The organism is Bacteroides ihuae (assembly GCF_900104585.1).
In the GTDB taxonomy this organism is placed as follows: Bacteria; Bacteroidota; Bacteroidia; order Bacteroidales; family Bacteroidaceae; genus Bacteroides; species Bacteroides ihuae.
Genome location: NZ_FNVX01000004.1, coordinates 196,437 through 212,851 on the forward strand (window position 1 = coordinate 196,437; position 16,415 = coordinate 212,851).

The window sequence follows — 16,415 nt, forward strand, 5'->3', positions numbered from 1 at the left end:
GCTACAAGCCTCCTGAGAGGGGTTTGGTGAACTAACTAGATCAGCGTGGTGAATTAACTACTTCACCGCGGTGATCTAGTTAATTCACCACGCTGAAGTTATAAGATGAATAAAGAGAAGGTTCTTTGTTGTAATTTACGACTTTCGATCATTGAATGGCGAGTGCCCTGAGATCCTCTATTGAACCATTGAATACATTCAGGTCAACCCCTTGTTTTATCCCCTTAACTGTGCCCACATCGGTATGCTGCCAAAAGTCCCATTTACCTTTATAAGCAACAGAATCTACATAGTAGTGAGCAATCCAATAAGGATAAACATCAAATGAAGGATCATCCAAATATTTGATTTTAAACTTATAAGAAGTATAAAGAATGGGTTTTACTCCATAATGTGCTTCTACTCGATTAAGCCAAATCTTAAGACTTTCTTGCAACTCTTTCTTGTTTTTTCTACCGGTCAATTCCACATCAAGCACCGGAGGTAAATCTCCCGATCGAAGCTTCACCGTTCGGATGAAGAAATTGGCTTGCTTCAGCGCATCTGCTTTGGGAGAAAAGAAGTGGTAAGCTCCACGAATAAAGCCATACTTACGGGCAAGGGTAAAATTCTGTTCAAAAGTGTCATCCGCCAACGCACTTCCTTCGGTAGCTTTCATGAAGATAAATTGTATCGGGAAATCTGTTTGATCGGTAAGGATTAGTTTTGCCCAGTCAATTCGTCCTTGATAATGCGACACATCAATGCCGTGCACATCGTAACAGCAAGGTATGCATACTCCATATTCTTTTCGGGTATGACACGGCTTCCATCTATAGGCGTATGGACGAATAAAATAGTAGTAAAAACCGGCAGAAAAGACGAATACAACCACAATAGCAAGTAAATTACGAAACCACACCGGCATGGTACGAGTGCTCTTCTTCCGCCTACGTTTATTGGTAGAACGAGGCTTAGCAACCACCTTCTTTTGGGGTGCACGTCTGCGTAGTGTCGCTGTTGGTCCGGTCATATTAAGAAAGTAGTAATATAAGAACCGGTAACAAGCTAAATTATTTCAACTTGTTACCGGCTACTTAGTATCGATAAATTATTTAGCTTGTTCTAATTGCAAAGTCTTTGTAGGCTGATCGCAAACTTCCGTCGGGCCGAAATACTGTATAGGACCCGGGTAAACATAAGCTGTTTCAATAGCCCAATTGTCACGCTGCGCAACAAATGCCTTAAACGGAGCACCATCAAGTTTCACCAATGCTTTTTGTATCACTGATTTCATCTCGCCATGACGACGTTCCATATTCATCATCATTGTGATGGGCACACCACCTGCAATCCATTCTGCTGCAGGAGCTGTTGTATTCCTAACAGACGACATGTAACCCGTTTTTCCATTGGCAATCAGCATTGAAGCTGTATAGCCCAAAGAATAACAGTAGTCAGCATCATAATTAGAAGGAGCTGCACAACGTCCTTCATAACCGAAGAAGTGGTGTTGATCTGCAAACTTGCCAACGAACTTACCTTCAGCTTTCCACTGTGTAAGTTTGGTTCCGACCATTTCAGACAACAATTTCTCTGTCTCGATCAATGAAACCTGCACATTTCCATGAGGATCTCTATCTAAGGTTAACTGACGAGCCACACCTTCAGGCAGACTTGCATAAATATCAGCATTAGGTTTAGACAGCTTAGAGATGATATAATCACGTTGGTGAGATTTCTTAATGTGAGAGAACTCTTCAGCATTAACAGCTAAAAAGTCATTCAGCTCCGAAATCAAATTTTTCATGGCTGGAATAAATTCAATCAAGCCTTCCGGAATCAAAACGGTACCGAAGTTATTGCCTTGAGCAGCTCTATTGGCTACAATCTGAGCAATGTATGCAACAACATCATCCAAAGACATATCTTTTGCTTCTACTTCTTCAGATACCAAACAAACATTGGGTTGTACTTGCAGCGCACATTCCAAAGCGATATGAGAAGCAGAGCGTCCCATCAACTTAATAAAGTGCCAGTACTTACGTGCCGAGTTACAGTCGCGTTGAATGTTCCCAATTACTTCAGAGTAAACTTTGCAAGCAGTGTCAAAACCAAAAGAGGCTTCAATCATCTCATTCTTCAAGTCACCATCAATCGTTTTCGGGCAACCAATTACCTGTACGCCATATTTCTTAGCTGCATAATATTCAGCCAATACACAAGCGTTTGTATTTGAATCATCTCCGCCGATAATCACAAGTGCTTTAATGTCTAGTTGCTTCAAAATTTCATAGCCTTTGTCAAACTGATCCTCAGTTTCCAGCTTTGTACGACCCGAACCAATAATATCAAAACCTCCCGTGTTGCGGTATTCATCAATGATGTCAGCAGTCAGTTCCATATAATTATGGTCAACCAACCCGCCGGGGCCAAGAATAAAGCCATAAAGTTTACTCTCGGCATTTAGTTTCTTAATGCCATCAAATAAGCCGGAAATAACATTATGCCCACCGGGAGCTTGTCCACCAGATAGAATTACGCCGACATTGAATGCAGAGAAGTTAGCAGCCTCTGCAGATTCCACGAATTGAATCAGCGGCATTCCATATGTATTAGGAAATAATTGTTTGATAGCCTCTTGATCGGCCACAGATTGTGTTGCTGCACCTTCGCTCACTTTGACAGGTCCTTTCAAAGCTTTGGGAAGCTTAGGCTGATATGCAGCCCTTGCAATTTGCAATGCACTTTTAGTCATCTTTTCTATTTTATTTAAAGGGGTTAGTAAGTTCCATCTAAAATACTTTGGCAAATTTCGCTTTTTTTTCTGGATTATAAAAGCTTGAACGACTCAAAACAGAATATTCGCACAATAAAAGGTATACAACACAAACAATTTGCAATACACAGATGGCATATCACAGCTAAGCAAGGCTGTTAAAAAAACAACAAACATTCGCCTAAACCGAAGAAAGTCTCTATCTTTACCGAATTATATTTTTAATCAATCACATAAAACGTAAAGATTATGGCAAGCAGAAGAGAACTGAAAAAGAATGTAAACTATATCATTGGCGAATTATTCAGTGAATGCGTAGTAAGCGTAAACTGCATACCGGGCACTGATAAGACAAAAGCCGATGAGCTAATGTTGAACATTCTGAAAGTTCAAGATGATTTTATCAGTCGCATCAGCCACACTGAACCGGGAAACGTAAAAGGATTCTATAGGAATTTCCGCAAAGACTTCAACGCTAAAGTCAATGATATCATTGACGCAATTGGAAAACTTAACTGAAGAAAAAGTTAGCATGAGAAAGGCAATCTACGGTTTTATCTATCACCGCATATTGGGATGGAAAGAAAAAGCAACCGCACTCGAGTTTGAAAAATGCATTGTTTGCGCTGCACCCCATACTACCAATTGGGATCTGTTTATAGGCAAACTTTTCTACGGAACCATTGGGAAGAAAACAAGCTTCATGATGAAAAAAGAGTGGTTTTTCTTTCCTGTTGGCATTTTCTTTAGGGCAGTAGGCGGCATTCCGGTTGACAGAGGACGCAAATCATCATTGGTAGATCAAATGGTAGCGCACTTTGCCAATAGTGAAAGATTTCACTTGGCCATCACTCCGGAAGGCACCCGAAAAGCCAATCCAAATTGGAAAAAAGGATTTTATTACATTGCTTTAAAGGCACAGATTCCTATTGTTTTGGTAGCCATTGACTATCAAACAAAAACAATCACTGCCGAGAAGTCTATCTTTCCCTCGGGCGATCTGGATAAAGATATGCGAGAAATTAAGTTATACTATACGCAATTCACAGGTAAGCATCCTGAAAATTTCTCTATAGGAAAGATCGAATAATTCTCCATAGCGCAACAAGACGATGCCTTACGATCAACTAAGAATATCAATACTGCAAACAGACATTGTTTGGCAGAACAAAGAAGAAAATCTCCGTATGCTCCGCGGTAAGTTGCAAAAACTCCGCGGAGAAACGGATCTTGTTATATTACCCGAAATGTTTTCTACAGGTTTCAGCATGCAAAGCCGTTCCCTTGGCGAACCCATCACCGGAAGAACAATCACTACACTACAATCCTGGGCCAACGAATATGATATGGCCATCGCAGGCAGTTATATCGCATCAGATGGCCCTTCTATCTATTATAACCGTGCGTTCTTTCTTACTCCAGAAAGAGATTCTTATTACTACGATAAACGCCACCTTTTTCGGATGGGTGGCGAGTATGATTCGTTCTCTCCCGGCAATAAAAGACTGATCGTCTCTTATCATGGATGGAACATCTGTCTACTAGTTTGCTACGACCTGCGTTTCCCTGTATGGAGCAGAAATAGAAATAACGAATACGACCTACTTATATACGTAGCCAATTGGCCTGCTTCTCGCCGGCACGTGTGGAACGCATTACTGAAAGCAAGGGCACTGGAAAATATGAGCTACGTATGTGGAGTAAACCGCATAGGTGTTGATGGCAACGGAGTTCATTACGATGGAGGAAGCATTCTCTACTCGGCTAAAGGTGAAGCTCTTACATCCATTCCTGATAATGAAGAGCACATCTCTAACACAAAAATGAACCTCCATTCACTGCAACAATTCCGAGAAAAGTTCCCTGCATGGAAAGACGCCGATAGCTTCCAATTAGAAAATTCGTCCGAAAGTCTTTAAATGTTAAAAGCATCTTCCTCCTACAACAATATGCTAGAGAAGACGTTTTCATAACAAACATCTTTTGTATATTTGTCGTTGAAAACAGTCACACGACTTTAATCTAACATAACTTAAAGGAACTTATGAAGACAAATCTTAGTTCTCAAATCACTCTCAACAGGGTCTCCCCCAGATACTACAGACCTGAGAATGCATTTGAGAAATCGGTATTAACCCGATTTGAGAAAATTCCTACAGACATTTATGAATCTGTAGAAGAAGGGGCTAAACACGTTGCAAACGAAATAGCCCAAGTCATTCGCGAAAAACAAAAAGCAGGACGCTTTTGCGTGCTGGCACTCACGGGTGGAACCTCTCCGCGCAATGTCTATTCCGAATTGATTCGCTTGCACAAAGAAGAGAACCTTAGTTTCCGCAACGTAATCGTATTTAATCTATACGAATATTATCCACTTAGTCCGGATGCTATAAATAGCAACTTTAATGCGCTAAAAGAGATGCTTCTGGATCATGTAGACATTGACAAACAGAACATTTTCACACCCGACGGCACCATTGCCAAAGATACCATTTTTGAATATTGCCGCCTTTACGAACAACGCATCGAGAGCTTTGGAGGTATTGACATTGTACTATTGGGCATCGGACGTGTAGGTAACATCGCGTTCAATGAACCGGGTTCGCGTCTAAACTCTGCTACCAGATTGATCTTGCTCGACAACGCCTCTCGCGATGAAGCGGCAAAAACATTTGGAAGCATAGAAAGTACGCCTGTAAGTTCCATCACAATGGGAGTATCGACCATCCTTGCTGCTAAGAAAGTCTTACTGATGGCATGGGGAGAAGATAAAGCAGGCATGATCAAGGAATGTGTGGAAGGAGCTGTGATAGATACCATACCGGCATCTTATTTGCAGACGCACAACAATGCACAAGTGGCAATAGATCTTTCGGCTGCAGCTAATCTTACTCGTATTCATCGTCCATGGCTGGTCACTGCTTGCGAGTGGAACGATAAGCTGATCCGCAGTGCCATTGCATGGCTTTGTTCGCTAACCGGAAAACCAATATTAAAACTAACCAACAAAGACTATAACGAAAATGGCTTGAGCGAATTATTGGCTTTGTATGGTTCTGCTTATAACGTGAATATTAAGATATTCAATGACTTGCAGCACACCATCACCGGATGGCCCGGAGGTAAACCGAATGCAGACGATACTTATCGTCCTGAACGGGCAAAACCTTATCCCAAACGCATCATCGTTTTTTCACCACATCCTGACGACGATGTGATTTCGATGGGTGGAACAATCAGACGCCTCGTGGAACAGAAGCATGAAGTGCACGTCGCTTATCAAACTTCAGGAAACATTGCTGTAGGAGATGAAGAGGTAGTACGTTTCCTTCATTTCATTAATGGGTTCAACCAGTTATTTATCAACAGTGAAGATAAAGTTATCACAGAGAAGTATGCCGAAATCCGTGACGTATTGCAAGATAAAAAAGACGGAGATATCGACACACGTGATATCTTAACCATCAAAGGATTGATTCGTCGGGGTGAAGCACGCACAGCTTGTACGTATAACAATATTCCGCTAAATCGTTGTCACTTCCTCGATTTACCTTTCTACGAGACAGGTAAAATACAGAAAGATCCAATCAGTGAAGCGGATGTTCTCATCGTTCAAAAACTGCTTCAGGAAGTAAAACCTCATCAGATATTTGTAGCAGGAGACTTAGCCGACCCACACGGAACTCATCGGGTTTGTACTGATGCTGTGTTTGCTGCCATTGATTTGGAAAAAGAAGCAGGAGCAAAATGGTTGAAAGAATGCCGCATCTGGATGTATCGGGGTGCATGGGCTGAATGGGAAATAGAAAATATAGAAATGGTCGTTCCTATCAGTCCGGAAGAGTTGCGCGCCAAACGAAATTCAATTCTGAAACATCAATCACAGATGGAGAGTGCGCCATTTATGGGCAATGACGAACGCTTATTCTGGCAACGTAGTGAAGACCGTAATCACGGCACAGCTGCATTGTACGATAGCTTGGGACTGGCTTCTTACGAAGCAATGGAAGCTTTTGTAGAATATATGCCATTGTAAAAACAGAGGATAATTATCCTAACCTATTATTGAACACAGATCACACCGATAGCTCAGATTTCTTGTAAAAGAAGAAAATGATCTGAGCTATTTGTGTAATCTGTATTTTTTTAACCTATCAACTTTCATTTTTCAGTTCTTAACTGATACTTTTGCATTATAATTGCAAAACATGAAAAGATTAGTCTTATTTTCCATTCTAACGTTACTTTTTGCCAATCATACTCTGGCTCAGGATGTGGAGAAAAACTCCTCCGAACGATTAAAAAACTTTTTCAGACAATATACTTGTTCTTCAACCAATATCGGAACTTGCCAACTAGACAGTTTCAGGATTGACTACAACCGAAAGAAGTTATTGATTTATGCCAATAACAATTTCGCCTACCAACCTTTTCTACCCGAAATAACAGAGGGTATTTATCGTCAACTGAAACAACTCCTACCGGGCCCGGTCTGTTTTTTCGACATGACGGTGATTACCGATGGTAAACCTATTGATGAGTTGATTCCTAATCTATACCGAAAAAACAAGAAAGATAAATCTCGCTTATATGAGAATATAGACTACACAGGTGCAGCATGGGTTACCAATGCTTCGCGCCCGTATGATATTAATCGGGGACTTAGCGATCGGCATATCGCCTTGTGGCAAAGTCACGGGAAGTATTATATCAACGAGAAAAAAGAATGGGGTTGGCAACGTCCACGACTATTCTCTACCACTGAGGACCAATTCACGCAATCCTTCATTCTGCCTTATGTCATCCCAATGCTCGAGAATGCGGGAGCCAATATCTTTACCCCTCGCGAAAGAGATACACAGAAAAATGAGGTGATAGTAGACAATGATAGTCAGCGAGGCGGTTCTATGTATCTGGAAATAAAAAGTCGCAAAGCACGTTGGGAAACCACCGATGCACTAGGATTCGCCCAGAAAAAACGAATCTACAATGATGGAGAAAATCCATTTATTGCAGGTACTGCCCGTTATGCACAAACCGAGAGGAAAAAAGAAAAAGCTTTTGCCGAGTGGGTACCGGACATACCCGAAACAGGAAGTTATGCGGTATACATATCCTATCAGACGCTCCCCAATAGCGTGAGTGACGCCAAATATCTTGTATTTCATAAAGGTGGGGTAACGGAATTTAAAGTCAATCAAAAGATAGGAGGTGGCACATGGGTGTATCTAGGTACATTCGAGTTTGATAAAGGTAATTACGACTACGGCATGGTGGCCTTGAGTAATGAGAGTAAAGAAAAAGGTGTGGTATGCGCCGATGGCGTACGTTTTGGAGGCGGAATGGGCAACATCGCTCGTGGAGGCAGCATCAGTGGATTACCTCGCTATCTGGAAGGTGCACGTTATGCTGCCCAGTGGAATGGAATGCCGTATGAAGTATATGGAGGCCGAAAAGGCTCCAACGACTATGTAGACGATATTAATGCACGTGCCAACACTATCAACTATCTATCAGGCGGTTCTGTGTATAATCCTAAGCAAAAAGGATTAGGGGTGCCGCTAGAAATGGCCATGGCGCTGCATACGGATGCAGGGTTTAGTAAAGAAGACAAGATCATCGGCTCATTGGGAATCTATACTACCAACTCTAATGACGGGTTACTCAGTTCAGGTATCAGTCGTTATGCTTCCCGTGACCTAGCAGACATTATGCTAACGCAATTACAACAAGATATTCCTTCGAAATTTGATGTGCAATGGACGCGACGCCATCTGTGGGATCGGAATTACAGCGAGACCCGCCTACCCGCTGTGCCGTCTACCATCATCGAATTGCTTGCTCATCAGAACTTTGCTGATATGAAACTGGGACACGATCCAAACTTCAAGTTCACTGTAGGGCGCTCTATATACAAATCGATTCTCCGCTTTGTGTGCACGCAGCACGATAAAGAGTATGTTGTTCAGCCTTTACCCGTGAGCCACTTTGCCATTGAGTTTGGAAAGAAAAAGAACACCTTAGCGCTGACCTGGAAAGGGGTAGAAGATCCGTTGGAACCTACAGCAAAGCCAAAACAGTATATGGTTTACACCAGAGTAGGACGCGGAGGTTTTGATAATGGTGTGTTGGTAAATAACTCTTCGCATACCATAAAGATAGAACCCGGATTGGTGTATTCATTCAAGGTAACCGCAGTCAACCGTGGCGGTGAAAGTTTTCCTTCCGAGATACTTGCGGCTTATAAAGCCAGACGTGAAAAAGGGCAAGTGCTCATTGTGAACGGATTCGATCGTATAAGTGGACCGGCTGTAATCGATAATGCCAGCGAAGCAGGCTTCGATTTCGAAAAAGATCCGGGGGTTCCTTATCTGTATGATATCTCTTATAGTGGTGTTCAAACAGAATTTGACCGAAAGAAAGCCGGCAAAGAAGGAAAAGGAAGTCTGGGACACAGCACCGGTGAGTTAGAAGGAATGAAGATTATAGGCAATACCTTCGACTATCCATTCATTCACGGAAAAGCCATACAAGCAGCAGGCAACTATAGTTTTGTGTCGTGCAGCAACGAAGCCGTTGAGAGTGGCAATGTTCAGTTGGGTCGCTATCCCATCGTTGATTTCATTCTTGGTTTAGAGAAAGAAGATATGGAAAGCAATCCCTCACGCAATGCTTATTACAAGACATTCTCCTCATCCATGCAGCGACTGATCACAGCCTTTTGTCAGGCAGGAGGTAACCTATTGGTGAGTGGATCCTACATTGGCAGCGACATGAACGACTCGCAGGGTAACCGTGATTTTACAGCAAAAATACTAAAATACGGCTATCAGACTTCCTTACGAGATAACCGCTCCGGAAAAATCAGCGGACTAGGGCGAACTGTCACCATTCCCCGCCTACCCAATGAACGAAGCTATGCTGTGAGTCATCCGGATTGCATCGTACCTCTGGCTCCCGCTTTCCCTGTATTTCTTTATTCACCGAGTAATCAAGGTGCAGGTATTGCTTACAAAGGAGATTACCGCACGTTTGTTCTCAGTTTCCCATTCGAAAGCATTGAGTCCGAGACTGATAGAGCAAACATCATGGCATCCGTCCTGAAGTTCTTCTCAGACCGCTAAGAAACAATTTAACTACAAATTAAGTTAAGAAAATAGGTTCCTTATTGATTATCCGATATAAATTATATCTTTGCCTATAGTAATAACCTAAAAAACAGAAGCACTATGTACACAATACAGGCAAATACATCCGGCACACGTAGCATGGAAGTTTCAAAAAAGAATCTGGCAACCATAGAAAAATATGCTCTGTTCCGCCATCTCATAGATAGTACAGGAATCATAGATGAAGACGTACTCGAGAAATTAAGACTCAACATCCGCTCATTGATAGCCGCACAAACAGAAAACAGTAAAGATCTGCTCGACCTTTGCATTGACGTTATCTACCATAATAATATGAAAGCCTTCGGATTACAACAACTCGTTCATCTCTACTTACGTTGGCTATCCAAAGACGATGAATCAGAAGAAGATGACAAGTCATGAAAACGATTGATACTTGCGAAGAGACAAGATACAGTCCGCTAATTCCGGCTATAGCCGCCATCTGCCATGCTAAGGTGGGCGAAAGTCTTAAAATTATCATCAATGATACCGATATATTTGGCGATCTGAAAGCCTATTTATCTGAACAGAATATTGGCTTTCGGGAGATATACGACGGAGATCAGATGAGCTTAGAGTTCACCATTTCATGAACGACTAGCGAGCAAGCTGCTGTATGTAAGCAGAATTATCCGTATCTTTGCACTCATGAAAGAATACAGACTAACCGATTGGCTGCCTACAACCAAGAAAGAAGTGGAACTCCGAGGCTGGAGTGAACTGGACGTAATCATTTTCAGCGGCGACGCTTATGTAGATCATCCATCGTTTGGTGGAGCTGTGATCGGACGCATACTCGAAGCCGAAGGACTGCGTGTAGGCATTGTGTCCCAACCAAATTGGCGGGACGACCTGCGTGATTTCAAAAAGCTAGGTCGTCCTCGCCTTTTCTTTGGCATCAGCGCCGGATGCATGGACTCCATGGTTAATAAATATACAGCTAACAAACGCCTGCGTAGTGAGGATGCTTATACTCCCGATGCGCGTCCCGACATGCGTCCCGAATATCCAAGCATTGTTTATACCCAGATACTTAAAAAACTTTGGCCCGACGTGCCCGTTGTGTTGGGAGGCATCGAAGCATCCATGCGCCGCCTCACGCATTACGACTATTGGCAAGATAGCGTAAGAAAAAGCATCTTGTGCGATAGCGGAGCCGACTTACTAATCTATGGCATGGGCGAAAAACCTATCATAGAGTTTACTCGCCGCCTGAACGAAGCACTGGCCGCTCAACCCGAAATGCAGGCTACCACTGCGCTACTGCAAACCCTTACAGACATTCCGCAAACATCCTATATAGCATCAAACTATAGTGCTGAAGAAGGAGATATTACTCTGCACAGTCACGAGGAGTGTCTGCGCGACAAGAAGAAGCAAGCAGCTAACTTTCGCCATATAGAAGAAGAAAGTAATAAATATGCCGCAGCTCGCATTACCCAACAAGTAGGCAGTGAAACGATTGTAGTCAACCCGCCTTATCCGCCTATGACACAAACGGAGCTCGATCATTCATTCGATCTGCCTTACACCCGTCTGCCCCACCCCAAGTATAAGAACAAGCGCATTCCTGCTTATGACATGATTAAGTTCTCTGTCAACATTCACCGTGGATGTTTTGGCGGATGTGCCTTTTGTACCATCTCTGCCCACCAAGGAAAATTTATTGTGAGCCGCAGTAAGCAAAGCATTCTGAATGAAGTAAAAGAAGTCACCAACCTACCCGACTTCAAAGGATACCTAAGCGACCTGGGTGGCCCTTCAGCCAACATGTATATGATGGGAGGACGAGACGAAGCTGTATGCCGCAAATGCAAACGTCCATCGTGCATTCATCCCAAAATATGTCCCAATCTGAACACCGATCACCGCCCTTTGCTCGACATTTATCATACCGTAGATGCCATGCCCGGCATTAAGAAAAGCTTTATCGGTAGTGGCGTACGCTACGACTTATTGCTTCACCAAAGCAAAGATGCTGAGGTGAACCGTAGCACAGCGGAATATACACGCGAACTAATCGCCAATCACGTTAGTGGACGGCTCAAAGTTGCACCCGAACATACCAGCGATGCTGTACTCTACATCATGCGTAAACCCTCCTTTGAGCAATTCGGAGCTTTCAAGAAGATCTTCGATCGCATCAATAGCGAACAGAACCTGCGTCAGCAACTCATCCCCTATTTCATCAGTAGCCATCCCGGATGCAAAGAGGAAGATATGGCCGAACTCGCTATCGCTACCAAGCAATTGGATTTCCATCTGGAGCAGGTGCAGGATTTTACTCCTACCCCCATGACCGTAGCCACCGAGGCTTGGTATACAGGCTACCATCCCTATACGTTGGAGCCGGTCTTCAGTGCCAAAACTCCCCGTGAAAAGTTGGCGCAGCGGCAATTCTTCTTCTGGTACAAGCCCGAAGAACGACGAAACATCATCAATGAGCTAAAGAAGCTCTCACGCCAAGATTTGATTGATAAGCTTTACGGAAAACGATAAGCAGAGAAAGTAGAATTATCTTTTTCACAGAACTGCTTACCCCAAAGTTTTCAATTGTTAAAAAATCCGCACGATGCAATAAAACTAACAGAACCGTTCTTTCTAAGCAACAGAACGGCTCTCTTCCATCAACTCAACGGTCCTCTTGAGGCAACTGCACCGTTCTGTTGAAACGGTACATACCAGCACCATACGATTCCGAGCAAGCGCATGGCCTACCTAGACCTTCGCTAATACCCCAAGCAAAGTAACGTCATTCTCCTCACTAAAGCCGAATATAAGGCGAAGGAGGTGGACGCAGCGTTAAGCAAGCGATTGAGCCTAAACTCTGCAAGTTGGATTGCTCGTTACGAGGATTACCATGGAAGTAACCCCAAACGAGAAGTGAACTTATTGCAGGTTGGTTTCTCATCTTCCCAATATCATCATTGAAGTAATTAGAAACAAGAAACTTGGAAGTTGGCTCTTCTATTCTTGCTTTTTTGACTTACCGCAAAAAAGCAAGAATAGAAACTTGGCTAAGCATTAGCTAATTTTAAAAAACTTCATCTGCTAGTTTTGAATTTTAATGGCTTAAGCTCGAAGCATGTGCTATCAGACAAAGAACTAAGAAGCCTCCATAGCAGTAATTTCCTGCAACACACTAACGGCAGTCTCTACATTCGTTACAGATTTCACCACTATAGAGCGTTTGCCGTTCTGATCGCGTAAATCACAACGACGGGTATAGGCCATCATATAACTAATAACCTTGCCGAAAGCTGCACTCTGAAAGTAGGGACTTTCAGAATTGGAAACAAAGAAGAGTGTCATACGACCTGCTTTGAGGAAAACTCTTTCCGCGCCAAGCTTGGCTGCCAAGCGACGAAGTGGAACAATACGAAGCAATTCTTCTGTTTCGGGAGGTATAAGACCGAAACGATCTTCAAGACGGGCACGGAAAGCAGCCACATCGGAGTCGAGCGTTAACTTATCGAGTTCGCGATAAAGTAGCATACGTTCGCTACTACCCGTTACATAAGCAGCGGGCAAAAGCAATTCCAAATCACTCTCTACCGTGCATTCTTCCACAAACTGTTCACCGCTGATGATTCCATCTGTTTGTATCTCTTGAGCATACAGTTCGGCAAATTCGTCGGTCTTCAACTCGTGTACTGCTTCAGTCAATATCTTCTGATAAGTTTCGTAACCGAGATCAGCAATGAAGCCACTTTGTTCGGCTCCGAGCATGTTACCCGCTCCACGAATGTCAAGGTCTTGCATGGCAATGTGTATGCCACTACCCAAATCACTAAAGTTTTCGATAGCCTGCAAGCGTCGACGGGCTTCGGGCGTAAGTCCGGAAAGCGGAGGAGCCAACAGATAACAAAAAGCTTTCTTGTTGCTACGTCCCACACGTCCGCGCATCTGATGCAGGTCGCTCAAGCCGAAGTTCTGCGCCTGATTAATGATAATAGTGTTCGCATTGGGAATATCGATGCCGCTCTCAATGATGGTAGTGGCAATAAGTACATCAAAGTCATAATTCACAAAGCCAAAAATCACCTGTTCCAATTCAGCCGGTTCCATTTGTCCGTATCCGATAGTAATGCGACAATCGGGAATATGACGAAGAATCATCGCTTTCAGTTCAGGCAAATTAGAGATACGATTGTTGACAAGAAACACCTGTCCGTTGCGGCTCATCTCGAAATTGATGGCATCGGTTATCACATCTTCGTTAAACGTATGCAGTTCAGTTTGTATAGGGTACCGGTTGGGCGGCGGAGTAGAAATCACACTCAGATCTCGTGCACCAAGCAATGAGAACTGCAGAGTACGGGGAATGGGTGTTGCAGTCATGGTAAGCGTATCTACGTTGACCTTCAACTGGCGGAGTTTCTCTTTTACGCTCACACCAAATTTCTGTTCTTCATCAATGATGAGTAAACCTAAGTCTTTAAATTCTACATCCTTACCCAATATGCGGTGCGTGCCGATAAGTATATTTACTTCCCCCTCTTTCAAGCCTTTAAGAATAGAGCGGACCTGAGTAGAGGTACGGGCACGACTCAAGTAATCGACTCTACAGGGAAGTTCTTTCAAGCGCTCGCGAAAAGTCTGATAATGTTGATAAGCCAACACAGTAGTAGGGACCAGTACGGCTACCTGCTTATTATCGGCCACTGCCTTAAAAGCAGCACGAATAGCAATTTCCGTTTTACCAAAGCCTACATCACCACAAACTAAGCGATCCATCGGGACATCCCGTTCCATATCTTTCTTCACATCGGCTGTGGCCTTCCCCTGATCCGGGGTATCTTCGTAGATGAAGCTAGCTTCGAGTTCGCGCTGCAAAAAACTATCGGGACTGTAGGCAAAACCCTTCTCATCACGTCGTTGTGAGTAAAGCTTGATCAAGTCGCGCGCAATATCTTTAATTTTCGACTTAGTACGCTCTTTGAGCTTTTCCCAAGCACCCGTACCCAACTTATTTAGTCGGGGTGCTTCGCCCTCTTTACCTTTATATTTTGAAACTTTGTGTAACGAATGAATGGATACAAAAACGACGTCTTCATTCTGATAAACAAGTTTAATGACCTCCTGCGTTGTGTCACCGTTAGGCATGCGTACCAAGCCTGCAAAACGCCCTACTCCATGATCAGTGTGCACCACAAAGTCGCCAGGTGTAAATTGATTCAACTCCTTAAGCGACAAAGCCACCTTACCCGAACGTGCTTTGTCACTCTTAAGATTGTATTTATGAAAACGATCGAACAACTGATGATCAGTAAAGACACACATCTTCAACGCATGGTCGGCAAAACCTTCGTGCAAAGTACGTTCCACTCCGATAAAGGAAATTTTATCTCCTCTATCTTCAAAGATAGAACGAATGCGATCTGTCTGCTTTGTGCTGTCGCTACAAATATAAAGGGTGTAGCCATTCTCTAAAAAATCATTGAATGAATCGGCTACCATATCGAAATTCTTGTGAAAGATAGGCTGTGCAGCAACATTGAAGGTAATGCTGGCATCCGGTGTTCCGGTAGGTTTATTGCCAAACTCTATGCGGCGAAAATCGAGTGTCCGAACGGTAAACTCACTGCCATCAATCAACTTGCCTTCGAGGTTGAATCCACCGCCCTCTTCACTCTCTTGGGAAAGAATAGCCTGTGGGGTTAAAGCCTCATCGTGCACTGCCTGTATGCGCTCGCGTACCCAAAGAAAATCGCGCATAGCCAATATCGTGTTGGCAGGAATAAAATCAAGGAAGGAGGTATCTCCATCATTTGCCAAACCCAAATCGGGCACAATCACAATGTTCTCCTTCTTTTCTTTCGACAATTGCGATTCGACTTCAAACGTACGGATACTTTCCACTTCATCACCAAAGAAATCAATACGAAAAGGATATTCGGACGAAAAAGAGAACACATCGATAATGCTACCGCGAACAGCATATTGTCCCGGCTCATACACATAATCCACGTACTCAAATCCATAACTATTCAACACATCGGTAATGAATCCTGTATCTACACGCTCAGCCAAGCTAAGTTTCAATGTTTTATCTTTTAGATTCTTACGAGAAACAACTTTCTCGGCCAATGCATCCGGATAGGTCACAATGCAAAGTGAGGTATCTCCTTTCTGCAAACGGCTGAGAACTTCGGTACGCAAAATTTCGTTAGCAGCATCTTTCTGCCCGTACTTCGCAGCCCTTCGAAAAGATGAAGGGAAGAACAGAACATTTTCTGCACCCAACACTTGCGTAAGATCATGATAAAAATAACCTGCTTCTTCGAGGTCACCCAACACAAAAACGAAAGGATCAGCAATGCGTTGCACTAATGTTGTCGAGAAGAAGGAGGCTGCGGAAGCGCATAGTCCTCCGCAAAAAAGATGTTTTATAGAAGAATCTTTCAGCAGTTTGTTCACTGCTTCCGTGTTCGGATGAGCAGCGTATTGTTGTTGCAGTTGCGTAATTGTCATCGTTCGATACT

At 43.3% G+C, this 16,415-nt stretch carries 11 protein-coding genes; 8 read left to right on the forward strand and 3 right to left on the reverse strand.

Features of this window, described 5'->3' with window-relative positions; all coding sequences use genetic code 11:
• Positions 1-148: 148 nt before the first annotated feature.
• Together BQ5338_RS01630 and BQ5338_RS01635 are read right to left on the reverse strand one after the other, a co-directional pair.
• Complete coding sequence (locus BQ5338_RS01630; protein WP_071145086.1) at positions 149-1,012, reverse strand: glycoside hydrolase family 25 protein; 864 nt, start codon at positions 1,010-1,012, stop codon at positions 149-151.
• Positions 1,013-1,090: 78 nt separating this feature from the next.
• Complete coding sequence (locus tag BQ5338_RS01635) at positions 1,091-2,737, reverse strand: diphosphate--fructose-6-phosphate 1-phosphotransferase (RefSeq protein WP_071145087.1); 1,647 nt, start codon at positions 2,735-2,737, stop codon at positions 1,091-1,093.
• Positions 2,738-3,007: 270 nt separating this feature from the next.
• Here BQ5338_RS01635 and BQ5338_RS01640 point away from each other — a divergent pair, with 270 nt between their 5' ends.
• The 8 genes from BQ5338_RS01640 to BQ5338_RS01675 all read left to right on the forward strand — a co-directional run bounded on the left by BQ5338_RS01640 (position 3,008) and on the right by BQ5338_RS01675 (position 12,429).
• On the forward strand, positions 3,008-3,277 hold the full coding sequence (locus tag BQ5338_RS01640) for a hypothetical protein (RefSeq protein WP_071145088.1): 270 nt from the start codon (positions 3,008-3,010) through the stop codon (positions 3,275-3,277).
• Positions 3,278-3,290: 13 nt separating this feature from the next.
• The gene (locus BQ5338_RS01645; RefSeq protein WP_071145822.1) at positions 3,291-3,848 is read left to right on the forward strand and encodes a 1-acyl-sn-glycerol-3-phosphate acyltransferase; all 558 of its coding nucleotides are present in this window, start codon (positions 3,291-3,293) and stop codon (positions 3,846-3,848) included.
• Between the two features lie 22 nt (positions 3,849-3,870).
• Positions 3,871-4,677, forward strand: coding sequence for an amidohydrolase (locus BQ5338_RS01650; protein ID WP_071145089.1), 807 nt, complete (start codon positions 3,871-3,873; stop codon positions 4,675-4,677).
• A gap of 125 nt (positions 4,678-4,802) precedes the next feature.
• On the forward strand, positions 4,803-6,794 hold the full coding sequence (locus BQ5338_RS01655; RefSeq protein ID WP_071145090.1) for a glucosamine-6-phosphate deaminase: 1,992 nt from the start codon (positions 4,803-4,805) through the stop codon (positions 6,792-6,794).
• Between the two features lie 172 nt (positions 6,795-6,966).
• Positions 6,967-9,882 (forward strand): golvesin C-terminal-like domain-containing protein, encoded by a 2,916-nt coding sequence (locus BQ5338_RS01660; RefSeq protein ID WP_071145091.1) that lies wholly within the window; start codon positions 6,967-6,969, stop codon positions 9,880-9,882.
• A gap of 105 nt (positions 9,883-9,987) precedes the next feature.
• Positions 9,988-10,311 carry a hypothetical protein gene (locus BQ5338_RS01665; protein WP_071145092.1) on the forward strand — a complete coding sequence of 108 codons (324 nt, stop codon included), beginning with the start codon at positions 9,988-9,990 and terminating at the stop codon, positions 10,309-10,311.
• Positions 10,308-10,523 carry a sulfurtransferase TusA family protein gene (locus BQ5338_RS01670; protein WP_071145093.1) on the forward strand — a complete coding sequence of 72 codons (216 nt, stop codon included), beginning with the start codon at positions 10,308-10,310 and terminating at the stop codon, positions 10,521-10,523. Before BQ5338_RS01665 ends, BQ5338_RS01670 begins: the two co-directional genes overlap by 4 nt.
• Before the next feature lie 55 nt (positions 10,524-10,578).
• A complete protein-coding gene (locus BQ5338_RS01675) occupies positions 10,579-12,429 on the forward strand; it encodes a YgiQ family radical SAM protein (RefSeq protein ID WP_071145094.1) in 1,851 nt (616 codons plus the stop codon).
• A 606-nt stretch (positions 12,430-13,035) separates the two neighbouring features.
• Here BQ5338_RS01675 and mfd read toward each other — a convergent pair.
• Entirely contained in the window at positions 13,036-16,404 is a 3,369-nt protein-coding gene (gene mfd, locus BQ5338_RS01680; protein WP_071145095.1) for a transcription-repair coupling factor, read from the reverse strand.
• Positions 16,405-16,415: the final 11 nt, after the last annotated feature.

Coding starts and splice junctions, on each gene's coding strand:
- BQ5338_RS01630 (WP_071145086.1), bottom strand. CDS start 1,012: ATGACCGGACCAACAGCGACACTACGCAGACGTGCACCCCAAAAGAAG.
- BQ5338_RS01635 (WP_071145087.1), bottom strand. CDS start 2,737: ATGACTAAAAGTGCATTGCAAATTGCAAGGGCTGCATATCAGCCTAAG.
- BQ5338_RS01640 (WP_071145088.1), top strand. CDS start 3,008: ATGGCAAGCAGAAGAGAACTGAAAAAGAATGTAAACTATATCATTGGC.
- BQ5338_RS01645 (WP_071145822.1), top strand. CDS start 3,291: ATGAGAAAGGCAATCTACGGTTTTATCTATCACCGCATATTGGGATGG.
- BQ5338_RS01650 (WP_071145089.1), top strand. CDS start 3,871: ATGCCTTACGATCAACTAAGAATATCAATACTGCAAACAGACATTGTT.
- BQ5338_RS01655 (WP_071145090.1), top strand. CDS start 4,803: ATGAAGACAAATCTTAGTTCTCAAATCACTCTCAACAGGGTCTCCCCC.
- BQ5338_RS01660 (WP_071145091.1), top strand. CDS start 6,967: ATGAAAAGATTAGTCTTATTTTCCATTCTAACGTTACTTTTTGCCAAT.
- BQ5338_RS01665 (WP_071145092.1), top strand. CDS start 9,988: ATGTACACAATACAGGCAAATACATCCGGCACACGTAGCATGGAAGTT.
- BQ5338_RS01670 (WP_071145093.1), top strand. CDS start 10,308: ATGAAAACGATTGATACTTGCGAAGAGACAAGATACAGTCCGCTAATT.
- BQ5338_RS01675 (WP_071145094.1), top strand. CDS start 10,579: ATGAAAGAATACAGACTAACCGATTGGCTGCCTACAACCAAGAAAGAA.
- mfd (WP_071145095.1), bottom strand. CDS start 16,404: ATGACAATTACGCAACTGCAACAACAATACGCTGCTCATCCGAACACG.